Annotated in this window: 23 protein-coding genes; 19 read left to right on the top strand and 4 right to left on the bottom strand. The window is 45.7% G+C overall.

Annotated elements, in window-relative coordinates; all coding sequences use genetic code 11:
• Positions 1-16: 16 nt before the first annotated feature.
• The 3 genes from H8704_RS00690 to H8704_RS00680 all read left to right on the top strand — a co-directional run bounded on the left by H8704_RS00690 (position 17) and on the right by H8704_RS00680 (position 2,232).
• Positions 17-430 carry a hypothetical protein gene (locus tag H8704_RS00690; protein WP_022464914.1) on the top strand — a complete coding sequence of 138 codons (414 nt, stop codon included), beginning with the start codon at positions 17-19 and terminating at the stop codon, positions 428-430.
• A 3-nt stretch (positions 431-433) separates the two neighbouring features.
• Entirely contained in the window at positions 434-1,807 is a 1,374-nt protein-coding gene (radA, locus tag H8704_RS00685) for a DNA repair protein RadA (RefSeq protein ID WP_249296911.1), read from the top strand.
• A 77-nt stretch (positions 1,808-1,884) separates the two neighbouring features.
• A complete protein-coding gene (locus H8704_RS00680; protein WP_249296910.1) occupies positions 1,885-2,232 on the top strand; it encodes a hypothetical protein in 348 nt (115 codons plus the stop codon).
• A gap of 80 nt (positions 2,233-2,312) precedes the next feature.
• Here H8704_RS00680 and H8704_RS00675 read toward each other — a convergent pair whose 3' ends face one another.
• Entirely contained in the window at positions 2,313-3,479 is a 1,167-nt protein-coding gene (locus H8704_RS00675; RefSeq protein WP_249296909.1) for a THUMP domain-containing class I SAM-dependent RNA methyltransferase, read from the bottom strand.
• A gap of 126 nt (positions 3,480-3,605) precedes the next feature.
• On the opposite strand from H8704_RS00675, the gene H8704_RS00670 reads away from it, so the two are divergent.
• The 5 genes from H8704_RS00670 to H8704_RS00650 all read left to right on the top strand — a co-directional run bounded on the left by H8704_RS00670 (position 3,606) and on the right by H8704_RS00650 (position 9,094).
• The gene (locus H8704_RS00670) at positions 3,606-4,271 is read left to right on the top strand and encodes a response regulator transcription factor (RefSeq protein WP_249296908.1); all 666 of its coding nucleotides are present in this window, start codon (positions 3,606-3,608) and stop codon (positions 4,269-4,271) included.
• A complete protein-coding gene (locus tag H8704_RS00665) occupies positions 4,268-5,299 on the top strand; it encodes a sensor histidine kinase (RefSeq protein WP_249296907.1) in 1,032 nt (343 codons plus the stop codon). The genes H8704_RS00670 and H8704_RS00665 overlap by 4 nt, the downstream gene beginning before the upstream one ends.
• 124 nt (positions 5,300-5,423) lie before the next feature.
• A complete protein-coding gene (locus H8704_RS00660; protein ID WP_249296906.1) occupies positions 5,424-6,281 on the top strand; it encodes a CPBP family intramembrane glutamic endopeptidase in 858 nt (285 codons plus the stop codon).
• A complete protein-coding gene (locus tag H8704_RS00655; RefSeq protein ID WP_118560740.1) occupies positions 6,256-7,038 on the top strand; it encodes an ABC transporter ATP-binding protein in 783 nt (260 codons plus the stop codon). Before H8704_RS00660 ends, H8704_RS00655 begins: the two co-directional genes overlap by 26 nt.
• Positions 7,013-9,094 (top strand): ABC transporter permease, encoded by a 2,082-nt coding sequence (locus H8704_RS00650; protein WP_249296905.1) that lies wholly within the window; start codon positions 7,013-7,015, stop codon positions 9,092-9,094. The genes H8704_RS00655 and H8704_RS00650 overlap by 26 nt, the downstream gene beginning before the upstream one ends.
• Positions 9,095-9,098: 4 nt before the next feature.
• Here H8704_RS00650 and rsmH read toward each other — a convergent pair whose 3' ends face one another.
• Complete coding sequence (rsmH, locus tag H8704_RS00645) at positions 9,099-10,157, bottom strand: 16S rRNA (cytosine(1402)-N(4))-methyltransferase RsmH (protein WP_249296904.1); 1,059 nt, start codon at positions 10,155-10,157, stop codon at positions 9,099-9,101.
• A 289-nt stretch (positions 10,158-10,446) separates the two neighbouring features.
• Here rsmH and H8704_RS00640 point away from each other — a divergent pair, with 289 nt between their 5' ends.
• From H8704_RS00640 to H8704_RS00630, 3 genes are all read left to right on the top strand, one after another.
• Positions 10,447-11,478: an ATP-binding protein gene (locus H8704_RS00640; protein WP_249296903.1), complete on the top strand. Its 1,032-nt coding sequence runs from the start codon at positions 10,447-10,449 to the stop codon at positions 11,476-11,478.
• A gap of 156 nt (positions 11,479-11,634) precedes the next feature.
• Positions 11,635-12,216, top strand: coding sequence for a ferritin family protein (locus H8704_RS00635; RefSeq protein WP_249296902.1), 582 nt, complete (start codon positions 11,635-11,637; stop codon positions 12,214-12,216).
• A gap of 122 nt (positions 12,217-12,338) precedes the next feature.
• Positions 12,339-12,725 (top strand): hypothetical protein, encoded by a 387-nt coding sequence (locus H8704_RS00630; protein WP_249296901.1) that lies wholly within the window; start codon positions 12,339-12,341, stop codon positions 12,723-12,725.
• Positions 12,726-12,976: 251 nt separating this feature from the next.
• On the opposite strand, the gene H8704_RS00625 is transcribed toward H8704_RS00630, so the two are convergent.
• Together H8704_RS00625 and H8704_RS00620 are read right to left on the bottom strand one after the other, a co-directional pair.
• On the bottom strand, positions 12,977-14,305 hold the full coding sequence (locus H8704_RS00625) for a sensor histidine kinase (RefSeq protein WP_249296900.1): 1,329 nt from the start codon (positions 14,303-14,305) through the stop codon (positions 12,977-12,979).
• 50 nt (positions 14,306-14,355) lie between these two features.
• A complete protein-coding gene (locus tag H8704_RS00620; RefSeq protein ID WP_022464901.1) occupies positions 14,356-15,027 on the bottom strand; it encodes a response regulator transcription factor in 672 nt (223 codons plus the stop codon).
• A 250-nt stretch (positions 15,028-15,277) separates the two neighbouring features.
• Here H8704_RS00620 and H8704_RS00615 point away from each other — a divergent pair, with 250 nt between their 5' ends.
• The 8 genes from H8704_RS00615 to H8704_RS00580 all read left to right on the top strand — a co-directional run bounded on the left by H8704_RS00615 (position 15,278) and on the right by H8704_RS00580 (position 26,252).
• Positions 15,278-17,536 (top strand): ABC transporter substrate-binding protein, encoded by a 2,259-nt coding sequence (locus H8704_RS00615; RefSeq protein ID WP_249296899.1) that lies wholly within the window; start codon positions 15,278-15,280, stop codon positions 17,534-17,536.
• The gene (locus tag H8704_RS00610) at positions 17,523-18,455 is read left to right on the top strand and encodes a carbohydrate ABC transporter permease (RefSeq protein ID WP_022464899.1); all 933 of its coding nucleotides are present in this window, start codon (positions 17,523-17,525) and stop codon (positions 18,453-18,455) included. Before H8704_RS00615 ends, H8704_RS00610 begins: the two co-directional genes overlap by 14 nt.
• Before the next feature lie 15 nt (positions 18,456-18,470).
• On the top strand, positions 18,471-19,319 hold the full coding sequence (locus tag H8704_RS00605; RefSeq protein ID WP_249296898.1) for a carbohydrate ABC transporter permease: 849 nt from the start codon (positions 18,471-18,473) through the stop codon (positions 19,317-19,319).
• A 4-nt stretch (positions 19,320-19,323) separates the two neighbouring features.
• Positions 19,324-20,934 carry an HlyD family efflux transporter periplasmic adaptor subunit gene (locus H8704_RS00600; RefSeq protein WP_249296897.1) on the top strand — a complete coding sequence of 537 codons (1,611 nt, stop codon included), beginning with the start codon at positions 19,324-19,326 and terminating at the stop codon, positions 20,932-20,934.
• Positions 20,931-21,794, top strand: coding sequence for an ABC transporter permease (locus H8704_RS00595; protein ID WP_249296896.1), 864 nt, complete (start codon positions 20,931-20,933; stop codon positions 21,792-21,794). The genes H8704_RS00600 and H8704_RS00595 overlap by 4 nt, the downstream gene beginning before the upstream one ends.
• Positions 21,795-21,862: 68 nt before the next feature.
• Positions 21,863-23,620, top strand: coding sequence for an ABC transporter ATP-binding protein (locus H8704_RS00590; RefSeq protein WP_249296895.1), 1,758 nt, complete (start codon positions 21,863-21,865; stop codon positions 23,618-23,620).
• Positions 23,621-23,641: 21 nt separating this feature from the next.
• Complete coding sequence (locus tag H8704_RS00585; RefSeq protein WP_249297096.1) at positions 23,642-25,384, top strand: ABC transporter ATP-binding protein; 1,743 nt, start codon at positions 23,642-23,644, stop codon at positions 25,382-25,384.
• Between the two features lie 25 nt (positions 25,385-25,409).
• On the top strand, positions 25,410-26,252 hold the full coding sequence (locus H8704_RS00580; protein WP_249296894.1) for a Cof-type HAD-IIB family hydrolase: 843 nt from the start codon (positions 25,410-25,412) through the stop codon (positions 26,250-26,252).
• Positions 26,253-26,292: the final 40 nt, after the last annotated feature.

Here is a 26,292-nt window from a genome sequence, read left to right as displayed (position 1 = left end):
ACGGGAGGATAATGAAATGGCAGTGATTACAGAATTGATCCGCAAGGAGGCAGACGGCACACTCAGCTTTGGTAATTTTGATTTCGATACCAAGCAGAAGAAGTCAGATTTTGAGTACGAGGGAGACCTGTACAAGATCAAGACCTTTAAAGAGATTACAAAGCTGGAGAGAAACGGAATGTTTGTCTACGAATCTGTACCAGGAACTGTGGTAACCAATATGAAGAGTACAGAGGATCAGATTGAGTTCAACGTAGAAGGATGGGAGGATTCTTCCATTACTCTGGAGCTGGAGCCGGAGACAGAGTACAAGGTATTTGTAGATGGAATTGATGTTGGCAGAATGAAAACAAATCTGGGTGGCAAGCTCAATGTCAGCGTAGAGCTGAATCCGGGACAGACATCACAGATCAAGGTGAAAAAGTTATAATTTATGGCAAAGGCAAAAAGTAAGACTACATTCTTTTGCAAGGAATGTGGATATGAGTCATCAAAATGGCAGGGACAATGTCCGGGCTGCAAAGCGTGGGACAGCTTTGTGGAGGAGCCTGTGGTACGCACCTCCACAGGAAAAGCTGTGGCGCGAAAAGAGATCCGGGAACCATCCAGATTATCAGAGGTACAGTTTTCAGAGGAAACGAGGATCATCAGTGGGATTGAGGAGCTGGATCGGGTGCTGGGAGGCGGTATTGTTGTAGGCTCTCTTGTGCTAGTTGGAGGAGATCCCGGTATCGGCAAATCCACCCTGCTATTGCAGATGTGTCAGAAGCTGGTGCAGCAGAGCCGCAAGGTTCTCTATGTATCCGGGGAAGAGTCTGAGAAGCAGATTAAAATGAGAGCAGAACGTCTGGGAGTATTTCAGTCGGATCTGCTGGTTATGAGTGAGACAGATCTGGATATTGTTGCGGAAACCATCACCAGATCGGCACCGGATGTTGTGATCATCGACTCCATACAGACTATGTACCGGGAGGAGATTGGCTCTGCTCCCGGCAGCGTGGGACAGGTTCGCGAGACCACAAGTACGTTGCTGCGCCTTGCAAAGGGTATGTCTGTTTCTATTTTTATTGTGGGCCATGTCACCAAGGAAGGTGTTGTAGCGGGGCCGAGAGTTCTGGAACATATGGTAGATACGGTTCTTTACTTTGAAGGAGATGGTGGGGCGTCCTATCGTTTTCTTCGCGGTGTGAAAAACCGGTTTGGTTCCACCAATGAGGTGGGTGTTTTTGAGATGCGCGGTTCCGGTCTGGTGGAGGTATCCAACCCGTCAGAGTTTATGCTGCAGGGCAAGCCGGAGGATGCACCGGGATCTGTCGTCGCCTGTTCAATGGAAGGGACAAGACCGATTCTTGTAGAAGTACAGGGGCTGGTATGCCAGACGAATTTTAATTATCCCAAAAGGACGGCGGCAGGGATTGATTTTAACCGGGTGAATCTGTTGCTTGCTGTGTTGGAGAAGCGTCTCGGTGTCCGGATGAATGATATGGATGCCTATATCAATGTGGCGGGTGGGATGCGTCTCAATGAACCGGCAGTCGATATGGGAATCGTGCTGGCTATTTTATCCAGCTACCGCAATCAGGTAATAGACGGAAAAACAATCTGTTTTGGTGAGGTTGGTCTGGTAGGAGAAGTCCGTGCAGTCAGCATGGCAGAGGCAAGAGTGCAGGAGGCAGCAAAGCTGGGCTTTGAGAGATGTATTCTGCCGGAGGTGAACAGACGCCAACTGGATCTGGAGCAGATGGATCTGAAAGGATTAAAGCTGATCGGAATTTCCAATGTGTATGAACTGTTGGAGATTTTGTAACCACGGACAAACGTGGTTGTATATAAATATCGGTTGCTGCCCTGCAGGGCGGCGAAATAAGGAGAAGAATGGAAAATATGGAATGGAAAGAAACAGAAAATACGACACAGAGTGTGGTGGAACGCATGGAAACATCAATGTGTTCCATGGAACAGATGTCCTTTGATGCAATTAATATTACTGACTCTCTGGTGACATTGACCAGTAAGGCAAAGGAATATGCCTCTCTGATGAAAAATGGTGATGCAAGAGAGCGAGAGGACTCTTTTGAGGAGATTGAAAAGATTCTGGACAAGGTATTGGAAACGGCTTTTCAGGTGAATAATGTTTCCCATGAGCTGGAACAGGAAGTGATCTATCAGAGAGATACCACAGCCAATATACGCCAGATCATTGATTTTTTATATAGTATGGCAGATGTATAATAAAAGCTGATCCGTTAACGGATCAGCTTTTATTTTTCTATATTTAGATCGTATGGTTTTATTTTTTCTTTTACTTCGGGTTATTGGTCAGAATGTTCATTTTTGTTTCTGCGTGGCGGCTTTGGTCCCATGTATTGATAAAAGTATGTCTTCATCATACCATTGTAGATCTTACGGTTTTTATCAGCCTTGCGTCCCAGATAACGCTCTGCCTGATCAAATGCCGTGATCAGATAGAAGGACCAGCTGTCCAGATGAGAGAATGCTTCCCCAATCTCACGGTAAAGTGCCGGCATATCTTCCTCCTCCTCAAGACGTTTACCGTAAGGAGGATTTGTAATGACAAAGCCATATTTTTTACGATGGCTGAGCTGCGATACCGGTCTTTGCTGAAAATGGATCAGATGATCAACCTCGGCGAGTCTTGCATTTTCCATAGCAGCCTTAATGGCTCCGGAATCAATGTCATAGCCCTGAATGTCCATTTCAATGTCCCGGCGGATCTGGTCTTCAGCCTCGTTTGCGGCGTCATACCATGCTTTTTTGGGAATCAGATGCATCCAGTCCTCGGCAGAAAAGGAACGATTCATACCGGGAGCGATATTGGCTCCGATCATGGCAGCCTCGATCGGAAAAGTACCGCTTCCGCAGAAAGGATCTACCAGAATACGGTCCCATTTCCAAGGAGTCAGCATGATCAGGGCTGCAGCGAGGGTTTCGGTGATCGGTGCTTTTACTGTGGCCTGACGATAGCCCCGCTTGTGCAGGGAGTCTCCGGAGGTGTCCAATCCCACCGTCACCACATCCTTCATAATAGTGACCCGGAGAGGAAAGCTGGCACCATCCTCCGGAAACCAGTTTACGTTATATTTCTTTTTCAGACGGTCTACCATTGCCTTTTTCATAATAGACTGGATATCTGACGGGCTGAAAAGCTTACTTTTGATAGAGGTTGCCTTTGCTACCCAGAATTTACCATCTTCCGGAATAAACTGCTCCCAGGGAAGTGCTTTGGTTCCTTCAAAAAGCTCGTCAAAGGTTGTTGCCTTAAAGCTTCCGATCTTGATCAGGATACGTTCTGTGGTGCGCAGAAAAATATTGGCGCGGACAATGGCAGCCTCGTCTCCGGCGAAGGTAACCTTTCCGTCCTCGACTTTCAGAATATCGTATCCAAGTTTTTGTATTTCGCGTTTTAATACCGCCTCCATTCCAAAATGACATGGGGCGATCAGTTCATAGTCAGCCATAATAATCTCCTTTATTGAGTAAATACTGGATTTCGGTGATATCTTATCATATAATGGGGTTTAGCACAATGATTTTCAGGAAAAGGAAGAGTAAAAACACTACAATAGTAGAAAAGAGGTTGCGGGATGCATATTTTTGTGGCAGAGGATGAGAAAACGATTCGCAGAGAATTGACCATATTATTGGAAAATGCAATGTATCAGGTCACGGCACCGGAGAATTTTGAAAATATACCGGATCAGATTACAGAGGCATCACCTGATCTGATCCTGCTGGATGTGAACCTTCCGGAAATGTCCGGGTTTGATATCTGCAGCATGCTGAGGCAGAGGGAAAATTCTTGTCCGGTAATCTTTTTGACAAGCCGGACGGATTCCATGGACGAATTAACCGGAATGCTTCGGGGTGGTGACGATTATATTACCAAGCCGTATCAGGCACCGATCCTTCTGGCAAGGATTGCAGCAGTATTAAAGAGAACCCATAGAAATACAGAAAAGATAAGCTTTATTTATAAGGATGTGCAGCTTGACATTTCAAAATGTTCCATTTCCTGCGGAGGAAGGGAGATGGAGCTTACAAAAAATGAAATGAAGATATTACACCTTCTTTTTATGCATGCCGGAAACTATGTGGCAAGACAGGATCTGATCGAATATTTATGGGAGAATCAGATTTTTATTGATGATAATACCCTCAGTGTTCATGTGACCCGGATACGGGAAAAGCTTCGGGAGCTTGATCGTGATAATTTTATACAGACGAAACGAGGGATGGGGTATCGCATATGAGATGGAGAGATTATTGGAAGGATAAGGCGCTTTTTCTGATCTTTGTAGGCTGTTGTATGGCGGTTACCTGCATTTTTCTGAGGCTTACCGGTTATGAAAAGGGCAATGTTATCCTATTACTGTTGTTTTGGACATTACTTTTGCTGTTTTGGATGTGCCGGGAATATATGGAACGCAGGAAATATTTCAAAAAGACAGCAGAAATTTTGGATAAAATGGATCAGAGGTATCTGCTGGGAGAACTGATGCCGCCGTCATGGCGTCTGGAGGACAGAATCTATCAGAATATGATCCGCAGATCCAACAAATCCGTCATTGAGAAAATAAGAAAGCTGGAGGCGGAACAACAGGAATATAAAGAGTATATAGAAAGCTGGGTACATGAGATCAAAACACCAATTACAGGGATCAGTCTGCTATGTGAAAATGGAAGGAAAGAGGAGACCGGTGCCCCGGAGAGATTCCGGCAGATCAGCATGGAGAATGCAAAGCTTGAAAATTATGTGGATATGGTGCTTTATTATGCGAGGTCGGAGCAGGTCTATAAGGATTATCTGATTCAAAGCTGCCATTTGCAGGAGATGGTGTACGACGTTTTAGAGCGGGACCGCTTTCTGTTGATCCGCAATGGAATCCGGGCAGAAGTGAATTGTGATGAGGATGTTTTTACCGATAAGAAATGGCTGGGTTTTATTGTCAATCAGATCGTATTAAATAGTGTCAAATATAAAAGAGACAGCTCACCCTGTATTTCCTTTTTGGCGCAAAAGACAACAGATCATACCTGCCTGATTATTGAGGATAATGGGATGGGAATACAGGAAAAGGATCTTCCCCGCATTTTTGAAAAGGGATTTACCGGGGAAAATGGGAGAAACCAAAAGAAATCCACGGGCATTGGTCTGTATCTGTGTAAAAAGCTTTGTGACCAGCTTGGGCTGGAAATATATGCACAGTCAAAAGCGGGCAGCTATACCAAAATCATTTTACAATTTCCACAAAATAATTATATTTCAGAGGTACGTTAAGGTCTTAGAGAAATCTTTCGAAATCGTAAGATTTCTTTAAGCTTTTTTTATATGAACACCGGCGGGGATGAAGTATACTTCTGAAAAGAAAAGAGATACAATTTGAAAGGCAGGTTGATAAAACATGGAAAGAAAAAATAGTTGGATCAGTGATTTTCTTATTCCGGTAGGGTATACTGTTCTGGTTTATGCAATATGGGAAGGAATTGGATTTTTTGTATCTTTTGTTGTTGGAAAAATGACAGGAAATTGGATGGAATCTTTAAATAATACATACGTTGTTATGCTGTTACAGGAAATTTCGGTATTTCTTATAATGTATGTATTATTTCACAAAAAAGTGGATTTTGTGAGGAACGGCAAAAGTAGTGTTTCTTTGCTGTCAGCATTTGCAATGATTATTTCCCCCCTGATTCAGATCGGCGATGATCTGGTGGCAATTTTTTATGGAAAAAGAGTATTTTCTCTATTCTCCGGGAAAGGAATCCAATTTTTTGTGATCTGCTGTATCGCATGTTTAAGCATTGGACTGCTGGAGGAATTTGTTTGGAGGGGAATCATCTTAAATGGATTTTTATCGGCCTGGAAAGACAAGAGAAAAGGAATTTATTTTGCGGTATTGATATCTTCCCTTTGCTTTGGCCTTTGTCATTATATGAATCTGCTGGCAGGACAGGATTTTTTGAGTACCACAAAACAGGTAATTTCCGCAGTGTGTATGGGCGTGTTTTTATCAGCGCTTTATTTGCAGACAAACCACTTGGTATTTCCGGTTCTGGTACACGGATTATGTGATTTTTCCAACTTCCTAATGAATGAAATCCTTGGGTGGGACTACTCTGTCTGGAAATATGATGATATATTACAATGGATATTAGCCGGAGGATATCTCCTTACGGGAATGTATTTTGTTTATCGTTATATAAAAAATCAACAGGAAAAGGATGGTGAGACATTTGAAGGATTGTATCAGAGTATGTGATGTGGAAAAATATTACGGTAATGGACAGAATATTACAAAGGCCGTGGACAGGGTAAGCTTTCAGGTGGAAAAGGGAGAATTTGTGGGCATTATGGGAGCGTCCGGTTCCGGAAAGACCACCTTATTAAATATGATGGCAGCGATCGATCATGTGACATCGGGGCATATTTATTATGATGATCTGGACATTACAGAAATGTCTGCAGATCAGTTGTCGGAATTTCGCAAGGAAAACCTCGGCTTTGTTTTTCAGGAGTACAATTTATTGGACACACTGACATTGGAGGAAAATATTATCCTTGCTTTGACGGTACAGGGAAAAAGGAGAAAAGAGATTCAAAAAATCTGTCAGGATATGATGGAACTTCTGGAGATTGAGGATGTAAAGGATCAATTTCCGTATGAGGTATCCGGCGGTCAGAAGCAAAGATGTGCCTGTGCCAGAGCTATGGCAAATGACCCCTCTCTTCTTCTCGCCGATGAGCCTACCGGAGCGTTGGATTCCCATGCTTCCCAGGTACTTTTAGAGACCTTTTGCCGTTTAAATGAAATGCAGAAGGCAACGATCCTGATGGTAACTCACGATGCATTTTCTGCAAGCTATTGCAGCAGGATACTTTTCTTGCGGGATGGGAAGATTTTTCATGAACTGATCCGCGGAGAAAGGAACCGCAGAGCATTTCTTCAGGAGATTCTGGATGTATTGTCGTTGATGGGAGGTGAATCGTCTCATGATACGAAGACTGGCTTATCGTAATATGAAGCGTTTTGCCGGGGATTATCAGATCTATATGATCACGCTGGCGGTTGTGGCAGCGCTTCTGTATGCATTTGACAGCTTATTCTGGGATAAGGAGCTGGGAAGGTTTGACCAGATGAATCAGATGATGATGATTATGGTGGGGCTTGCTACAGGCTTTGTTGTGATCATTACGGCGTGGTTGATTTACTATATTATTCATTTTATGATGGAAAGACGCAGCAGGGAGTTTGGAATTTATCTGCTGTTAGGAATGAAAAAAGGACAGGTTGCCCGTGTTTATATCCGGGAAAATATAATGCTGGGAGGTATCGCATTTCTTGTGGGATCTGTCCTGGGGGTGTTTTTTCAGCAGATCTTATGTTCTGTGATTGATTCTATGGTACGGATTCCCTATTCCTTCCGGCTTTCGTGGGATTATCGTACATGGCTTATGACCTTTGGATGTTATGCGGGCTGTTATCTGCTGGCATTTTTCCGATGCGGTTTTTCTTTCCGCAAAATGAACATTAATGAGCTGATGAAACAGGACCGGAAAAATGAGGAGATCGTGGAAAAGCATGAAGAATGGAAGCGGATCTTACTTCCCATGGCAGTGATATTTCTGATCCTGTTCTGGGGGATGTTTACTCATTTGAATTCGACGGGGGAGATCATATTGTTTCTGATCGGTCTGGTTCTGACAATCTATCTGTTTTATACAGGAGTGTCTGCCTGGATCATCTGCTATGTGAGAAGGAAGGGAAAGGGAATTTATCAGGGACAGCGATTATTTTTGCTGCGCCAGTTTGCATCAAAGATCAGGACCATGCAGTTTACCCTTGGAACCCTGACTTCGTTATTTACTCTGGCACTTCTGGGGGCGAGTGTGGCATTTATGTTCTGTGATTATGAAAATACGGCATTAAAAGCGAAGTTTCCGTTTGATGTGCTGATCTACAGTGATCAGGTTCAGGATGATTTTCAGGATGAAAAGGAGGTACTGCAGCAGGAGGCGGATGTAAAAGAAATGCTCCGGTATCGTATATATACGGATCAGAAGGATCAGGTAAATACCTGGATGCTGACGCATCTGGAGCAGTATAGCACCATGTATCAGAATAAAAATGGGAAACCTGACCGGAAACGGGTTACAAAAATGTTAGAAAATGATGGAACCTATTGCCGGTATGATACTTATATGGGGAAGACTGATTATAACCGTCTAAGGAAAATGCTGGGATATGAGCCGGTACATTTTGAACCTGACCAATATATCGTACAGACCAAGAAACGCTTACAAAAGGACGTTGCTTCTATTGGAAAAGATCTTCATTTAACAGCGGCAGATGAAAAAACAGAGCTGACCTTTGCGGGAGTTCAGGCAGAGCCTTTCTCGCAGGATGGTCATAACGGAGGAGATTATATCGTCGTGGTGGGAGATAAGGTGCTTCAGAGAATGAAGCCGTATTATTCTGAGCTTGCGGTGGATCTGAAGGGAGAGACGCCACAAGGGCTGGAGCAGAAGCTGGATGCCCTGGCAGATCCCGATGACCGTGATTTTTCCGGACATACCGTATCATCCTTATCCGGAAATAGCTGCAGCGGTTCCGATACGGTACTGGTTTATACTGCTACCAATCTGGTACGGGATAATCTGATACCGGAGTTAAAGATGCTTCTTGCGTCCATGATCGTTCCGTTGTTTTATATGGGTCTTGTCTTTGTCTGTGTGGCATTAACGGTATTGTCCGTGCAGCAGCTTAGCGATTCGTCGAAATATAAATTCCGGTATGATGTGTTGGAAAAAATCGGTCTGTCCAAAAAACAGGTCAGATCACTCCTGCTGCGGCAGATGGCAGGTTACTATTTGTGCCCGGCACTACTGGCATTGGTGATCAGTGGAAAAATGGTTTTGTGTATCAGTGGAAATTTTGTCCGTGGGACAGGCGTGTCAGGCTGTGTGTCTACCTATTTTGTAGAGGGAACCCTGCTGTTTATGGGAATCTATTTAGTTTATTTTGCCGTGACATTTCTCTGTTTCCAGAGATCAATATTTTTAAAAGAACGGTGAGCAGCTAGGCCTTAACTGCCCAGCGCATTTTGGTGGAGCGTGCCCGTGGGTTCTGTGCACATTCCTGTGCAGAAGGGCGTACCACATCCTTGGAGTATTCACTGTAGATACCTGCCTTATAACCGGTCTTGAGCGCCTTTTTTACCAGTTTGTCCTCTCCGGAGTGGAAGGTCAGGATGGCAGCTCTGCCGCCGGGCTTTAAGGCGTCCGGCAGCTTTTCCATAAATTCATAGAGCACCTCGAATTCATTGTTGACATCGATCCGGAGTGCCTGAAAAACACGCTGGCATGTCTTTTTGACCGTGTCCTTTCGATCCTTTTCCGGAAGGAAGGATAAGGTTTCCTCGATGATCCGGTGAAGCTTCGTGGTGGTGTCCACATGGTTGCCACGGCGGATATAGTCTGTAATTGCCCTGGCAATTTCATCGCTGTATGGCTCATCGGAGTTTTCATAAAACATGCCTGCCAGTTCATCCCGGCTGATAGTTTCCAGTCTCTGTGCCGCGCTGATCCCCTTTTCCTGATTTAGTCTCAGATCTAACGGTCCATCCATCTTGAAAGAAAAGCCGCGCTTTGGATTGTCGATCTGCATGGAGGATACTCCGAGATCTGCTAGCAGGAAATCAAAGCCTCCGGCTTCACGGGCAATCTCATCAATGGTGCAGAAGTTTTGCAGCCTGATGGTCAGGATGTCATCGCCAAAGCCCAGATCGGCCAGCCGCTTTCTGGTTTTGGCAGACTCTTCCGGGTCCACGTCTGTTGCATATATATGTCCATGGCCATTGAGTTTTGTAAGCATGGCTCTGGTATGGCCGCCATATCCCAGTGTCGCATCAAAGCCGGTCTGACCAGGCTGTATCTGCAGAAAATCAAGGATTTCAGGCACCATAATAGAAATGTGCATTCCCGCAGGTGTATTTCCCTTACGGATCACATGCTCGATGGTATCCTGATATTTTTCCGGATTTAATTCTTTATATTTCTCTTCAAAGCGTTTTGGATATTTTCCTTTATAGCGGACACGGCGTTTATGTGGTGTCCGCTGTTTATTTTCATTTTCCATAGAGATCTCCATTTCTGATCGTTTATCACAAAGGGGCGAAGTGGAACCGCCCTCCGGAGTGAAGTATTTGGCTTTTGTTGCAAGCATAACACGGCGGTCAGGGGATGTCAAATGGGAGAAAGGGCATTATCGGGGATTCTCAGTATTCTTAAATTTGGACTTACTTTATTGACAAAAACAGTAAAGAACAGTAAAATAAAACAAAAACAGTAAAAGAGAGTAAAGAACAGTAAAAAGAATTCTAAACAGTAAACGACAGTAAAACAGAAGGAAAGGAACGGCGAACGATATGCAGAATCCATTTACTCTGACATTTGGAAAAAGTCCATTGGAGCCGGTGGAACGTCCGGTGCAGACCAATGAAATTATTGATACATTTACGGCAGAACCGGTAAATCAGCAGATGTTTTTAATAACGGGTGTACGTGGCTCCGGCAAGACAGTAATGATGACAGAAATATCCCGGAAGCTGCGGACCAGAGATGAATGGGTCGTAATTGAACTGAATCCATCGGTTGATCTGCTGCAGGGAATGTTGTCAAAGTTAAACAGCAATCCGGTCTGTGCAGGGATTATTAAATCCGCAAAAATTGATCTTTCCTTTTGGGGATTTGGTGTTTCCATAGAAGGTGCAGCCCCCATTACAGATGCGGAGACGGCGATCATTGCCATTTTAGAGAAGATGAAAAAGAACGGAAAGAAATTGCTGGTAACCATTGATGAAGTGACCAATAACGAATTTATGCATGTTTTTGCCGGTTCCTTTCAGATTTTCGTAAGGCAGGATCTTCCGATATTTTTATTGGCAACGGGCCTATATGAAAATATTGATGAGCTGCAGAATGAAAAAAATCTGACCTTTTTGTATCGTGCCCCAAAGATCCAGATGAAGCCGTTAAATCAGCAGGCAATCATTAAAAAATATATGAATATCTTTCAGATAGAACGGGAACAGGCAGCTCAGATGGCAGAGCTGACAAAAGGGTATCCCTTTGCATTTCAGGTGCTTGGTTATCTGACATGGAATAATCGTGGCAATTACCGGGAGGTGCTGGAGGAGTATGAGCAGTATTTAAGTGAGTTTGTGTATGACAAAATATGGTCAGAGCTTTCCCGGAAGGATCGTGTTGTTGCCAGGGGTATTGCCGAAACAGACAGCGGAAAAATAAAAGATATCCGGGAGCATCTGGGGATGGAAACGAATCAGTTCAATCCATATCGGAAGCGATTGATCAAAAAAGGAATTCTTTCCGGCGAAATGAGAGGATATGTGTATTTTACCCTGCCTCTTTTTGAAGACTATGTCTTGGAAAATGCTTAGAAAAAGTATTTCATTTCGATTCATAGGAATTGAGGGATGTGTTAATGTTCTGAAAGGGTTTCTGAAGCGGGAAAGGACGCTGTTACAAAACTGCAGCTGACGGAGCAAAAAAAGGCACAGGAAATTAATTCCGTCATTCAGAAGATCCAGCAGTCCGTGGATACGCTGAGTGAGGTTGCCATGAGCAGCTTTGACTACGACGCTTTTGTGAAGGATAAGGCGTATGCGGATACATATACCAAGAGTGTGCAGAAGTCGGTGTTAGACTTTGCAAATCACACCAATGGAGCAGTTACGGCGTATCTTCGATATAATCCGAAGTATTCCAATCCCACATCCGGAGTTTTTGCACAGCGCCCGTCTCTGGATCAGGATCTGGAGTGTCTGACACCGACAGACTTCTCTATGTATGATGATTTGGAGCAGACCGTTCTTGGGGATTATGAGAACTTTGCCAAAATGGGGCAGCAGTATCACATGGATGCGGACACTTTCCGGGATATTATGCAGGAAACCAAAAATGCCGTGGAAGAGCTGGAAAAACATATCGGTCAGATTGGCAGTACCGTAGCAGATATCAATACCATGGTAGAACAGTCTTCCGATGGGATCAGCGGTATCGCAGAAAAATCCGGAAGTACCCAGAATCTTGTTGAGGACGGATATGAAAAGCTGCAGGAGTGTAACCGGTCTGTGGACGTTATTAAGGAGTTCGTGGCACAGTTCCATTTGGATTAGGGTAAAAGAGAAAGAATGAGTTTTTAAAAATGCCGTGGGTTTAGTCATCATGGGGATTTGGTATAATTTAACAGCTAGCATACCGGACGATGCTGTTTTCACTGGGAACAGAAAATTTTATTATGGCTTATGCCAGAGAGCCGCTATTATGGTGCGCAGGTCAGGTGATCGGATGGCTTTTGGTACCTGTGATGAGTACCAATGAGGAGGTGATCCTCAGAAGCTCCATTCCGGTGGAATTACAGGGACGTGTTTATGCGTGTCGAAATACACTGCAGTTTTTCACGATTCCGATCGGTATGTTTTTTGGTGGTTTTATGGTCGACAATGTTTGCGAACCGTTTATGGTCCGATATGGTCATTTGTCATATTTAAATATGCTTTTTGGTTTTGGTAAGGGTTCCGGGGCGGCACTTATGATGTTTATTCTTGGTGTAAGTGGAAGCCTGATCTGTATTATTATGGGAAGGAAACTGAAGAGGTATCAATATAGAGAAGATATGTTGTGAAAAAGCTGCAGACATTTGTAATTTGGAGGATGCGGTTGCCACAGGTGCTTCGGAATTTCTATAATCCCAGCGGTTCTGACGGTGCTGGGATTATGTGGCGTCAGGGTTTTCCGGATCATAGCGGTATTTTCGAACCATCGAACATTTCGGGCGATTTTAACGGCATATACGGTCAGTCTGTCGGTAACGGCACTGCTGATTCTGATGACACTTGTAGTCTGCAGGCCTTCACGGAGAGCGGTAATAAAGGTCTATAATGGAAGCTCCATAAGAAATAAAGTGCCGGTTTCCACAGGAAATTTTTGCAGCTCTGTAACGTCCGAAGCCAGCACCTCCGGCTCTGTAACCCGGATGCTGCCGTGATGGGCGCGAATAATTTCTTTTGCCATACAAAGTCCCAGACCGAAATGTTCATGATCGGTATGGGACTTTTCTGCGCGGTAAAACCGGTCAAAAATACGCTCCTTTTCCCCGTCGGGAATGGAAGAACCTGTATTGGCAACGCCAAAGGTGATCCGGTGAGAGCGGGCTGGCATCAGAAAAAGGAGAATCGTACCGTTTTCCGGAGTATAAGAAACTGCATTGTCCAATAAAATGGACAGTAACTGATGGATACGTTCCGGGTCTGTACGGCAGAACGGGATATCTTCCTCCGGCAGGGAAATACGGAGGGACAGCTTCCGGGAAAGAGCAATGGATTCATATTTCTCGAAGCTATCCAAAAGCAGCTCGTCCAGTGATGTTTCCTGCAAATGAAGCTTCATTCCATGGGCATCGGCATTGGCAAGGAGCAGCATATCGGAAATCAGGTGCTGCATACGCCTGCCCTCCTCCTGCATCAGGCAGCAGAAGTGGTGGCGCTGCTCCGGTGACTGTGTTTTATCCAGGGTTTCCATACCGGATAATATTACGGTAAGAGGAGAACGCAGTTCATGGGAAGCGGCAGCGATAAATTCCTGCTGTTTTTGACGGCTGGTTTCCACGGGAAGCAGAACCCGTCTGGTAAAATGCCACGAAAATACAGAGAGAATGATCAGGGTGATCACGTCCGCAGCAAGGATCAGTACATAGAGGGAGTACAGGTTATGCTGCAGATGTGACAGATCATAAAAAATAACAAAGCTTAATCTGTCCGTATTCTGGGTCAGATATCCCACGGAAGTATAATAGCTGTGGCTGTTTTCCCGCAGGGAAAATTCTTCATGATAAGCACTCTCGCCGGAATTATCATAGAAAATATCGACCTGGGATTTGCGGATTGCTTTTTCCCGCAGGGAGGCCTGACGTTTATTGGAGGCATCTTCATGTAACTGCTCATAGTAAAGGGGTTCTCCGTTATCGTACAGATAAATGGAAAAACGGTATTCATTCTGCATCTGGTTTAACCATTGGTGGGAAATGTACTCCTGACTCTGCAGGCTGGTCAGGATAGTATTTAACTGTTTTTGAAAGGAGCTGCGGTCCGTCTGGATTATGGATTGTCTGGCATAAAAAAGACACAGAAGACTCAGGACCACAAGGATCGTACCGATCGTGGCAGTACAGAATATGGTGAGCTGGCGATGAAGTTTATCAAACATAAAAATAACCTTTCCTAAAAAATAAAAAGTGCTGTGCAGCTACTGTCCGATTATTGGGATAGCTTGTATCCGCTTCCACGGATCGTCAGCAGGGAGAGTGCACTTCCGGTCTGTTTCAGTCGTTTCCGGACAAAATGAACATAGGTATCCAGATTGCTTTCTTCCACCGGAGCATCGGTTCCCCAGACTTTAGAAAAAAGAATGGGACGGTGGATTACGGTATCCGGACTTTGCAGCAATACCTCCAGAAGACGTCCTTCCCGGCCGGAAAGCTGCAGACTGCCGGTGGGACCATTCAGCTCCCGGAGCTGTGTATCATATGTGATATCTCCATAGGATAAGCGGTGGGCATCATCATAGGTTTTATTCCGGCGGCCGATGGAACGGATCCGGGCAGAAAGCTCTTCAAAGGCAAAGGGCTTTACCAGATAATCATCGGCTCCACAGTCCAGTCCTTCGACCCGGTCATATAACTCTCCCAAAGCGGTGATCAGGATCACAGGGGTATCAATGCCCTTTTGTCTTGCTTTTTGCAGGACAAGAAGACCGTTCATGGTGGGAAGCATCCGGTCTAAAAGCACAAGATCGTGGGCGTTTTGTAGAAACAGGTCAAGTCCGTCCAGCCCGTCATGGCATACTTCCACCTCATGATGCTCCTTTTCCAGCTGGAATCGCAGAAGTTCACAGAGATTTTTATCATCTTCGATCAGTAATATTCTCATAATAATGGTACAATCCTTTCTGGTACAGTCCGTCAAGATCCGGACTGCAGGCGCAAATATAAAATTAAGATATGTATTCAGTATATCAAAAAAGTCTTTAAGAAATCTTTAAAAAAATTTTTTATTTCCAGATGTTTTTCAAGAAAATTTAAAAGTTCCTCTGGTATGATAAGAAAAACAAATGAAAAATAAATATGTGTCCAGAGGATTGATTGATCCTGCGGACACAGGGAAAGGCGGGTTTGCTTATATGAGTCAAAGAAACGGGATAATGTCGAGAGTGCTGGCAGTGGTACTGGTATTTACTCTTTGTCTGGCCATGGGAGGCTGTGGTGACAAAAAGAATTCCGGCGGTCATACCACGGACAAAAAATCAGAAACTCAGGCGAAGGGGCGTTTTCTGGAACAGGAACGAAAACTGCCAAAAGAGGTGACTACCTTATTGTCGGCCGTGGAGCGCACCGATGGCGTTGTGGAAGCGTTTGGCTATAGCGATGAGACGGGAGAACAATATATTCTGACCACAAAAAACGCAGGGAAAAAATGGAAAGCCCGGAAGATAAAAAGTTTTCCGGTATACAGCTATGATGGCGTGTCCATTGCAAAGGATGGTACGATCGCTGTAGCAGGCATGTTTCAGGCTGACAGCAACAAGGTGGGACTGCGTTTGATCTCGAAGACCGGCCGGATCAAAGAAGTGCCACTGAATCTGCCAAAGTGGAGGAAGGAAGAAAATTTTACCAATAATATTGCATTTGTAGGAGATAAAATTTATCTTGTGGAAATGAATAATAAAATTTTTGAGCTGGATCCCCGCAACGGAAAGCTGAAAAGCTTTTGCAGTGATGAGGATGGAAATGTCAGAGGAGTTTTTGCGGCAGGACAGGATGTGGCGATCGTGAGAACCGATTCCACTGTTGTATTTGCCGATTCGAAAACCGGCACCATACGGGAGGAAAATAAAAAGCTGCAGAGGATTTTTGAAAATCTGGATGGAGGAAATCAGGACAATTCGTTTCCGGTAAACTTTTCTGCCAATGAGAAGAATGAGACTGTGATCGTCTGTCACAAGGGAATCTTTTTTGTCAAAACGACAGGCGGTGCCGTGGAGCAGATTCTGAATGGCGATATAGTAAGCCTCAGTGATGGAAGTATGTATTTTAAGTCTGTCATCCAGCTTGATGCCAGAAATTATATGGTCTTTGCCGTGGATTCCCTGGGGAATGATAAATGCCTGTATTATCATTATGATAAGAACGCTTCCACAGTACCGACAAAGCAGATTACAGTGTACGCTTTAGAGGACAGTCATGTACTACAGCAGACGATTTCTTATTTTCAGAAAAAAAATCCGGATGTTTATGTAAAAAAACTCATTGGTCTGTCCGGCAATAACAGTGTGACAGCCGATGATGCCATTAAGGCACTGAACACGGACATCATGGCCGGGAAAGGTCCGGATGTACTGGTGACCGATGGGCTTCCGGTGGAGCGTTATATTGAGAAGGGAATCCTTACGGATATGAGTGCGGAGATTTCCGGGACGCAGGGAGAGATGTTTGAGAATATCCTGCAGGCATATCAAAAGGATGGCAAGGTATATCAGCTTCCGCTGCAGTTTTACTGTGCAGTGGCAGAGGGGCCGAAGGATTTTGTAAAGGCTGTGGGAAACATTCAGAACATGGCGGAGGCTGCGGATAAACTAAAAAAAGAGAAAAAAACAACGGTATGGCCGGTTCTGGCATCCTCTAATCTGTTAGAAACCCTGTTTGATGCCGACAGCAGTACCTGGGGAACCTCGGCGGAGGAAATAAATGCGGGAGTGAAAAAATATTTGGAGACCGCCAAAAAGCTCTATGATATGGATAATGACAGAAAAGAAAATCAGAAATACCGCGCCCGGCTGGAGGAGACTCTGGATTCGGTAAAATCAGACGGAGAACTTTACAGTACAGGAGAAAACGAAAATGTCGGGAGGATTTCCGGAGAAAATCTCTGCAGTATTCAGACACTGGTATCTCTGCAGGAAGTACAGAATATATACGGGATTGAGAAAAAGGCAGGAGGAAGCTATGGATTGTTAGGCAGTGATCATCCATCCTTTGTCCCATATGTTGGACTTGGTCTGATGACGAAGGGGAAGGAGAATGACAATGCAAAAGAATTTATCCGCACGGCATATACCGCACAGGCGCAGGAGGCGATGAATGCGGCATTTCCGGTGAATAAAAAGGCATATGAAAAAAAGATCAAGGGACTGGAGTCCTATTATATGGGAATGACAGGGGAGGATGGTTCCGAGATCAGTTATCATGCAGCAAAATTATCTTCTTCCCAGCAAAAACAACTTACACAAATGTTAGAAGGTTTAACGACACCAACGATCACTGACCGGGTGATTCGGGAGCTTGTGATGGAACAGGGGAAAAAGTATCTGAGGGAAAAAACTACTCTGGAGGATGCGGTAGATGAGATCACAAGGAAGGTGGAGCTGTATGTTTCGGAGTAAGCCGGCGCATATCCGCAGAAGACAGTGGAAGGGAATTCTTTTTGTACTGCCGGGCTTTTTGGGAGTGATGCTTTTTTACCTCATTCCCTTTCTGGATGTGATGCGTCGTTCCTTTTTTCAAATGTCCGGAAACCGCTTCTGTGGTCTGGATAATTACAGAGCAGTTCTTAACAATCAGGCATTCCGGCTGGCAGCCCGCAATACGATCCGGTTTGTGGCAGTCTGCCTGCCGCTGTTACTGGTAATATCTTTTGTTTTTGCCGTGATATTGACGGGAATGTGGCGTCATCTCCGGAAAAGCCGGTGGCTTGCAGGGGATGAGGAGCGGGTGGCAGATTGGATGGGGATATGGAAAGGGATTTATCTGGTTCCCTATGCGATTCCGGCGGCAAGCATTGTTGCGCTATGGGAAATGGTTTTTGCCGGAAAAGGATTTTTTAATGGTGTCCTGCATCTGTTTGATCTGTCCGGTGTGGATTGGATGAATACGGGGTATGCATTCTGGGTATTGGTGTTTAGCTATGTATGGAAAAACCTTGGCTACAGTATTGTGTTGTGGATGGCGGGACTGATGACGATTCCCCAGGGGATTTATGAGGCGGCACAGATTGATGGAGCAGGAGAACGGACAATACTGTTTCGGATCACATTACCTATGATACGCCCTGTGATATTTACGATTGTCATTCTGTCCTTTCTAAACTCCTTTAAGGTGTTCCGGGAGGCGTATCTGGTGGCGGGAAATTATCCACAGGAGAATATTTACCTGCTGCAGCATCTGTTTAATAACTGGTTTATGGATCTGTCGGTGGACAAGATGGCGGCAGGTGCCGGAATCCTTGTGGTAGTCGCAGGAGCATTGACGATGCTGTTACAGAGAAGCTGGGAAAAGTCTTACGATTCAAAGTTTGCGGGTTGAGAAAGGAATGAGAGAATGAAAAAAGTAGTAACCATGGGGAAATTTCTGTTGCTTGTCGTGGCAGGGCTGATCACGGTGGCACCGGTGTTTTTTCTGCTGGGGGGAAGCCTGATGGGAGATCAGGAATTAGCAGAATTACTGGCTCCGGCGTTTTCCGACAGTGATGGATATGCGGCATGGCACTGGCTTCCGCTTTATCCCACACTGCGCCATTATGTACAGCTTTGTCTGGATTCACCGGAGTATTTTCAGATGTTCTGGAATACCATGAAGATCACAGTGGGAGTGCTGGCAGGACAGATCATTGTTGGGATTCCCGGTGCCTGGGGGCTGGCAAGATATTCCTTTCCGGGCAAAAGGGCTGTTTATCTGCTTTATATTTTGCTGATGCTTCTGCCCTTTCAGGTGACAATGCTGTCAGAATATCTGGTGCTGGACCGCTTTCATCTGCTGGATACTCTTTGGGCTGTGATCCTGCCGGGAGCATTTTCCACCTTTCCGGTGTTTTTGATGTATCGTTTCTTTTGCAGTATTCCGGAGGAAATGCTGGAGGCGGCACGGATTGATGGGGCGGGAGAATGGAAAATATTCATAAAGATCGGGATTCCCATGGGAACCTCCGGAATTTTGTCAGCACTGGTGCTGCAATGTCTGGAATGCTTTAGTATGATCGAGCAGCCTATGGTATTTCTGAAGGAGAAAAAGCTGCAGCCGTTGTCTTTATATCTGCCGCAGCTGCAGAAGGACCACTTGGGGTTTACCCTTTGCAGCTGTTTTGTGACAATGATCCCGGCATTGCTGATCTTTGGCATGGGGCAGAGGTATATGGAGCAGGGAATTACAGAGGCTGCGGTAAAGGAGTGAGAATATGTTATCAAAGCTTACAAAGAATAAATGTGCAAAAATATTGGCTGGTTTTATGGTGTTTATGTTTGCAATGACTGTAATCTCCAGAGGGGCAGCCTCTATGACTGTAGCACAGGTAGCGGCGATCCATCCGGGTACCCGGAGTCTGGAGACGATCGTGACAGGGGAGGGAACTATGGAGCAGCAAACAGAAAACGGGTTCTGGACTCTGGCCGGTCTTGTGTTGGAAAAGGTATATGTACAAAAGGGGCAGAAGCTTCGCAAGGGGGATGTGCTGGCAAAAGTGCAGGCAAAGAGTCTGGAGGAAAAGATACAGACTCTGCAGAAAGAGATCCGGGGCTTAGAGCTGCAGAGTGAGGAGGCACAGGATACCATTCGCCGGAACAGACAGGAAAAAAGAGAGACAATAAAGTCCCAGAAAAAACAGAACAGAGAGCAGTATCAGCAGAAGAAACAGGAGCTTACAGCAGCGGTGGAGACTGCTTCCACGGAGTATGACAATGCAAAGGAAACTGCACAGACAGAGAAACTGCAGGCGGCAAGAGCTGTGGAGGATGCCGCAAAACCGGTGGAGGTTGATGGAACACTGGCGGCGGGCAGACTGGAGCTTGCCCAGAAGCAGAAGAAGCTGGACCGGTTAAAGGAGCAGAAGCAAAAGGGCAGTGAAGGGGAAAATACAGAGGATGATATCAGTGCATTGGAGGATGAGATTGCTTCGCTTCAGCTACAGCTTCAGACACAGGAGCAGACGCTGCAGCAAAAGCGGGCAGATCAAAAGGAGACATTAAAACGTGCCAGAGATGATTACCGCCGTACCGTGTCAGAGAACCGCCGGAAGGTAAAGAAGGCGAAAGCTTCTTTAAAGAAAGCAAGGAATAAGCTGGCAGAGTGTCATCCGGAAAAGGGAACAGAAGCAGAAAGGGAAATAAAAACGGAAATCAATTATACCAAAGAGCAGAATGATCTCCAGATCAGAGAGAAACAAAAAATGCTGCGTCAGCTACAGGAGCTTGCCGGAGCAGGGGGAGCGGTCCGGGCAGATCAGGATGGCGTGGTTACGGCAGTTCATGTGAAGTCGGGAGATGTGACAAATGAATCCGCTGTGCTTCTGTATGCGGGAAACGGGGAAAAGCTTCAGTTTACATCATTGATGGAAAAGAGAGAAGCAAAGAAGCTTTCTGTGGGGGATGAAGTGACATTAAAGACAGCAGAGAAAAAAATAAGGGGACTAACAATATCGTCCATAGAGGAACAGCTACAATCTGATGGCACGGAAAAAAGAAAGGTGACTGTGCAGGTTCCTCAGGGAAAGTGCAGAATCGGTCAGGTGGCGGAAATGACGGTACGAAAGGAGTCCGGTCCCTATGATGTGACGATCCCGTTGACAGCACTTCATACAGAGCAGGGAAAAAACTATGTCTATGTGATCCGTTCGGTGAAAACGGTGCTTGGAAAACAAAAAACAGCATCCAGAGTGGATGTGACTGTTTTAAAAAGAAACGGAAGCTTTGCAGCAATCAGTGAAGATAATCTGTCCCAGGAGGATCAGGTGATCACAGAAGCTACCCGGATCATTCGTGCAGGGGACAGAGTCCGCCTGCAGGAGGGATGATGCGCCGGGGTGGTTTCCTGTGGATGGCGGCCTGTCTGGCGGCAGCAGTTTTGTCTGGCATATGGAGTCTGAAAGCAGGAACGGAAGCGGACAGCACGGAGCATTATCTGACAGCGGATCTGTCACAGCCGGTAACGGCAGCGGAGGCCCCAAAGACACTGGCGGGGAAGCAAAAATGTGTGACGATCTGGGGAGCAAAGGAGCATATTACTTTATCCCAGACGGAAACCGGCCGGGAAACAGAGGCAGAAATGCTTGTGCTTTGTGGTTCCTCTGAGTGGGTACTGCCGGGAGCGGCAATTCTTTCTCCGTCCGATAACCGGGGATGTCTGCTGGGAAAGAAAACGGCAGAGCAGCTTTTTGGAGGTACTGATATTGCAGGAGAGAAGGTAGAGCAGGGGGGACAGTGCTGGCTGGTGCGAGGTGTGATCCCCAATATTTCCGATGCATTTGTGGTGGAAGCAGGGGACAGGATGTCCAAAATGCATCTAAACAGGATCACATTTTCTCACCGGCCGCAGGTTCTGACCCGGATCAGAGCACAGGCATTTTTGGATCAGAGGGGACTGGCAGGAACGTGGCTGCGGTTTGATCTGGCCCATGGAACAAGGATGTTTCAGGAGCTTTTACCGGGGCAATGGTCTGATTTTTCCGGCTGGAAGAGTAACTGGAACACACAGCAGAGTGCCTTTTCTATATTGCGCCGGATTCATAAAAATAATATTGAGCTGACCTGGGAAAGCCTGCTGATAAAAAAATTATTGTGGGAGCTTTTGGCGATTATCTTCTTTTCTATCTTTTTGTCTAAATGGATCACGAATGCCTTTTTTGGTATGGATAAAGAACGGATGGCATATTGACCAAACGTCAGATACACGATACAATAAAAGTTGTGTCTTTTGGGCATATTACTTTTAGGAGGCATCTGATGAAAAAACTATTGAAGTATATTACGGAGTATCAGAAGGAATGTATCCTGGGCCCTTTGTTTAAATTGCTGGAGGCATGCTTTGATCTCACCGTTCCCATGGTTATGGCATGGCTGATCGACAGAGGTATTTCCCAAAACAATGTGCCGTACATCTGGAAGATGGGTGGTCTTTTGCTGGTGCTGGCGGCGATCGGTCTGACCTGCTCCATCACGGCACAGTATTTTGCGGCAAAAGCGGCGGTAGGCTTTGCGACAAAGCTTCGTCATGCGGTGTTTGAGCATATTGAGTCGTTGTCCTTTACCGAGATGGACGAGGCGGGAACCTCCATGATGATCACGAGAATGACAAGTGATATCAATCAGGTTCAGTCAGGAACCAACCTGGCACTTCGTCTTTTCCTCCGATCTCCGTTTATTGTATTTGGTGCGGCGATCATGGCATTTACCATTGATGTAAAGGCGGCACTTATCTTTGCGATAGTCATTCCGCTGCTCGCTATTGTCGTGTTTGGCATTATGCTTATGACCATGCCTATGTACCAGAAGGTGCAGGGACATCTGGACCGTCTGCTGGGGGTGACAAGACAGAATCTGAGCGGTGTACGTGTGATCCGAGCATTTAACAAGGAGCAGGCAGAGAGAGAAAGCTTTCGTCAGGAAAATGATCTGCTCACCAGAATGCAGCTTTTTGTGGGACGTATTTCCGCACTGATGAATCCGGTCACTTATATTATGATCAACGGAGCTTTGGTGGCACTGATCTGGACCGGAGCGGTCCGTATCAATATGGGAACTCTGACACAGGGACAGATCGTGGCGCTGATCAATTACATGTCACAGATTCTGGTGGAGTTAGTCAAGCTTGCCAATACTATCATCATGACTACAAAATGTGTGGCATGCGGCAATCGTATCCAGTCCTTGCTGGAGGTAAACAGCAGTCTGGAGGACGGGAATGTATCCTTTGAGCCGGGGCAGGACAAGAAACCGGCACTTGTGGAGTTTGACCATGTGGCATTGGCATATAAAGGTGCGGGAGAAGCGTCTCTGGAGGATATCACTTTTACGGCAGAGCCGGGTCAGACCATCGGTATTATTGGTGGTACCGGTTCCGGAAAGACTTCTCTGGTGCATATGATTCCGAGATTTTATGATGCCACAGAGGGAAGTGTACGAATTAACGGACAGGACGTAAAATCGTACAGACTGGAAGAACTGCGGCAGAATATTGGTATCGTAATGCAGAAGGCGGTGCTGTTCCATGGCTCCATCCGTGAAAATATCCACTGGGGTAATCCGGATGCAGACGATAAACAGATCAATGAGGCATTGGAGCTCGCACAGGCATCTGAAGTGGTTGCCGGTAAGCCGGAGGGACTGGATTACGAGATCGAACAGGGGGGGAGAAACCTTTCCGGAGGACAGAGACAGAGATTTACCATTGCCAGAGCGCTGGTGCGAAAGCCTTCCATTCTGATCCTGGACGACAGTGCTTCGGCACTTGACTTTGCAACAGATGCAAAGCTTCGAAAAGCCCTTGGTACATTGAAAAATACATCAACGATATTTATTGTATCGCAGAGAACCTCTTCTATCCAGCAAGCGGATAAAATTCTGGTACTGGATGACGGACAGCTTGTGGGGATGGGAACCCACGAAGAACTGCTCGAAAACTGCAGTGTATATAAGGAAATTTATGATTCCCAGTTTAAGAAACCGGGGGAAACAAAGACGCAGAAGGAAGAGGTGAGATAAAAGGTGGCAGGAAAAGAAAAAATGACCAGAGATGACCAGAAGAAGACTCTGAAAAAAGTAATGAAATATATTAAAAAGTATCGGGTTCGTGTAGTGATGTCGCTGATCTTTGCAGCGGTGACGGTGATCACAACACTTTATCTTCCAATCCTTACAGGTAATGCCGTGGATCTTATGGTAGAGAAGGGAAAGGTTGATTTTGCCGGCTTAAAGCCGATCGTGAAAACGATGCTGATCGTGCTGGCAATTACAGGTGTGGCACAGTGGATCATGAATATCTGCAATAACTATATTACTTATCACGTGGTTCAGGATATCCGGAAAGATGCCATGGACCGGATTCAGATCGTGCCTCTGAAGTATCTGGATGGCCATGCGGCAGGTGATATTGTAAGCCGTGTGATCGCAGATGTGGACCAGTTTGCCGATGGTCTTCTGATGGGATTTACCCAGGCATTTACCGGTGTGATGACGATTGTTGGGACTCTGGTGTTTATGTTGCAGATCAATGTATGGATCACGCTTGTGGTGATTCTGGTGACTCCGTTGTCTTTTTTTGTGGCAGGCTTTATTGCCAAAAAGTCTTACACCATGTTTCAAATGCAGTCAAAGGAAAGAGGAGCCCAGACGGCTTTGATCGACGAGATGATCGGCAATCAGAGAGTGGTACAGGCATATGGTCACGAGAAACGCTCTCTGGAGCAGTTTGATGAGATCAACGGCAGACTGGAGAAGTATTCTCTGAGAGCCACCTTCTTTTCATCTATTACCAACCCGGCCACACGTTTTGTCAACAATCTGGTGTATGCGGGAGTCGGTATTGTGGGTGCATTTTTTGCCATTCACGGAATGCTGTCTGTGGGACGACTCACCAGCTTCTTAAGCTATGCAAACCAGTATACCAAGCCGTTTAATGAGATCTCCGGTGTCATTACCGAACTGCAGAATGCGATCGCCTGTGCTGCCAGAGTGTTTGAACTGATGGAGGCAGAGCCGCAGGAGCCGGACAAGCCGGATGCGATCGAGCTGACACAGGTGAAGGGTGCGGTGGAACTGAAAAATGTTTCCTTCTCCTATGTGTCGGAACAGAAGCTGATCCGGGATTTTAATCTTACCGTAAAGCCGGGACAGCGTGTGGCGATCGTCGGACCAACCGGATGTGGAAAAACTACGGTGATCAATCTGCTGATGCGTTTCTATGATGTGAATAAGGGTGTGATCGCAGTGGACGGCACCGACATCCGCAATATGACAAGAGCCAGCCTGCGAAGCAATATCGGTATGGTGCTTCAGGAGACATGGCTTAAGGATGGGACGATCCGGGATAACATTATCATGGGAAGACCGGATGCAACCGAGGAGGAGATCATTGCAGCAGCAAAGGCAACTCATGCCCACAGCTTTATTAAACGTCTGCCACAGGGCTACGATACGGTGGTTCGTGAGGATGGAGATAATCTTTCCCAGGGACAGAAGCAGTTATTATGTATTACAAGAGTTATGCTTTGCCAGCCTCCGATGCTGATACTGGATGAGGCAACCTCTTCGATTGATACCCGTACGGAGATACGGATCCAGAGAGCATTCGAAAAGCTTATGAAGGGAAGAACGAGTTTTATTGTGGCACATCGTTTGTCAACGATCAAAAATGCCGATATTATTCTGGTGATGAAGGATGGTAACATTATTGAGCAGGGCAGCCATGAAAGCCTGCTTGCACAGAACGGATTCTATGCAAACTTGTATAACAGCCAGTTTGCGTAGGGTGAGAAAGGAACCGTGAATAGAAATGGATAAAAAAGTATTGGTGCTGGATTTAGATGGCACATTGACCAATTCAGAAAAGAAGATCACGCCGGAGACAAAGGCGGCACTGATGGAGATGCAGGAGAAGGGACATACCGTGGTCCTTGCATCCGGGCGTCCCACCGCAGGGATCACGCCTTTAGCAAAGGAGTTAAAATTAAAGGAGCATGGAGGATATATTTTATCCTTTAATGGTGGAAAGATTACGGACTGCAGCAGTGATGAGGTGATCTACCAGAAAACACTGCCGCCGGAGCTTGTGCCGGAATTGTTCTCTCTGGCAAGAAAGCTGGATATTGGTCTGCTTTCCTATGATGAGGATAACAATATCATCACCGGAATGCATTATGATGAGTATATTGATGTGGAGAAGAATATCAATCATCTGCCGGTGAAACAGATGGAAAAGGTCGAGGATTATGTGGATTTTCCATTGAATAAATGTCTGGGAACAGCCGAGCCGGAGATGGCAGCGGAAGCAGAGAAGATCTATGCCGAAAAGTTTGGGGACAAGCTCTGTATCAGCCGGAGTGAGCCGTTTTTTGTGGAGATCACCCCAAAGGGCATTGACAAGGCGGCTTCTCTGGAACGTTTCTGTAAAATGACAGGAAATAAAAGGAAAGATATGATCGCCTGCGGAGATGGTTTTAATGATCTGTCTATGATCAAATATGCCGGTCTTGGAGTGGCCATGGAGAATGCCCAGCCGGTGGTAAAGGATGCAGCAGATTATGTGACAGCCTCCAATGATGAGGATGGTGTGGCAAAGGTGATCCACAAATTTATCTTAAAGGATGATGTGTCCGAAAATGCGGACATCATATAACAAAACTTTATGTGTACAAAGTGTCTGTGAAATTGGACAG

This window comes from Jutongia huaianensis (assembly GCF_014384985.1).
GTDB lineage: Bacteria > Bacillota > Clostridia > Lachnospirales > Lachnospiraceae > Jutongia > Jutongia huaianensis.
Note: the sequence above shows the minus strand (reverse complement) of the source record. Positions and strands in the feature narration are given on the sequence as shown.

Bases quoted from the DNA above. Each gene is read 5' to 3' on its own strand.
- H8704_RS00690 (WP_022464914.1), top strand. From the start codon at position 17: ATGGCAGTGATTACAGAATTGATCCGCAAGGAGGCAGACGGCACACTC.
- radA (WP_249296911.1), top strand. From the start codon at position 434: ATGGCAAAGGCAAAAAGTAAGACTACATTCTTTTGCAAGGAATGTGGA.
- H8704_RS00680 (WP_249296910.1), top strand. From the start codon at position 1,885: ATGGAATGGAAAGAAACAGAAAATACGACACAGAGTGTGGTGGAACGC.
- H8704_RS00675 (WP_249296909.1), bottom strand. From the start codon at position 3,479: ATGGCTGACTATGAACTGATCGCCCCATGTCATTTTGGAATGGAGGCG.
- H8704_RS00670 (WP_249296908.1), top strand. From the start codon at position 3,606: ATGCATATTTTTGTGGCAGAGGATGAGAAAACGATTCGCAGAGAATTG.
- H8704_RS00665 (WP_249296907.1), top strand. From the start codon at position 4,268: ATGAGATGGAGAGATTATTGGAAGGATAAGGCGCTTTTTCTGATCTTT.
- H8704_RS00660 (WP_249296906.1), top strand. From the start codon at position 5,424: ATGGAAAGAAAAAATAGTTGGATCAGTGATTTTCTTATTCCGGTAGGG.
- H8704_RS00650 (WP_249296905.1), top strand. From the start codon at position 7,013: ATGATACGAAGACTGGCTTATCGTAATATGAAGCGTTTTGCCGGGGAT.
- rsmH (WP_249296904.1), bottom strand. From the start codon at position 10,157: ATGGAAAATGAAAATAAACAGCGGACACCACATAAACGCCGTGTCCGC.
- H8704_RS00640 (WP_249296903.1), top strand. From the start codon at position 10,447: ATGCAGAATCCATTTACTCTGACATTTGGAAAAAGTCCATTGGAGCCG.
- H8704_RS00630 (WP_249296901.1), top strand. From the start codon at position 12,339: ATGGCTTATGCCAGAGAGCCGCTATTATGGTGCGCAGGTCAGGTGATC.
- H8704_RS00625 (WP_249296900.1), bottom strand. From the start codon at position 14,305: ATGTTTGATAAACTTCATCGCCAGCTCACCATATTCTGTACTGCCACG.
- H8704_RS00620 (WP_022464901.1), bottom strand. From the start codon at position 15,027: ATGAGAATATTACTGATCGAAGATGATAAAAATCTCTGTGAACTTCTG.
- H8704_RS00615 (WP_249296899.1), top strand. From the start codon at position 15,278: ATGAGTCAAAGAAACGGGATAATGTCGAGAGTGCTGGCAGTGGTACTG.
- H8704_RS00610 (WP_022464899.1), top strand. From the start codon at position 17,523: ATGTTTCGGAGTAAGCCGGCGCATATCCGCAGAAGACAGTGGAAGGGA.
- H8704_RS00605 (WP_249296898.1), top strand. From the start codon at position 18,471: ATGAAAAAAGTAGTAACCATGGGGAAATTTCTGTTGCTTGTCGTGGCA.
- H8704_RS00600 (WP_249296897.1), top strand. From the start codon at position 19,324: ATGTTATCAAAGCTTACAAAGAATAAATGTGCAAAAATATTGGCTGGT.
- H8704_RS00595 (WP_249296896.1), top strand. From the start codon at position 20,931: ATGATGCGCCGGGGTGGTTTCCTGTGGATGGCGGCCTGTCTGGCGGCA.
- H8704_RS00590 (WP_249296895.1), top strand. From the start codon at position 21,863: ATGAAAAAACTATTGAAGTATATTACGGAGTATCAGAAGGAATGTATC.
- H8704_RS00585 (WP_249297096.1), top strand. From the start codon at position 23,642: ATGACCAGAGATGACCAGAAGAAGACTCTGAAAAAAGTAATGAAATAT.
- H8704_RS00580 (WP_249296894.1), top strand. From the start codon at position 25,410: ATGGATAAAAAAGTATTGGTGCTGGATTTAGATGGCACATTGACCAAT.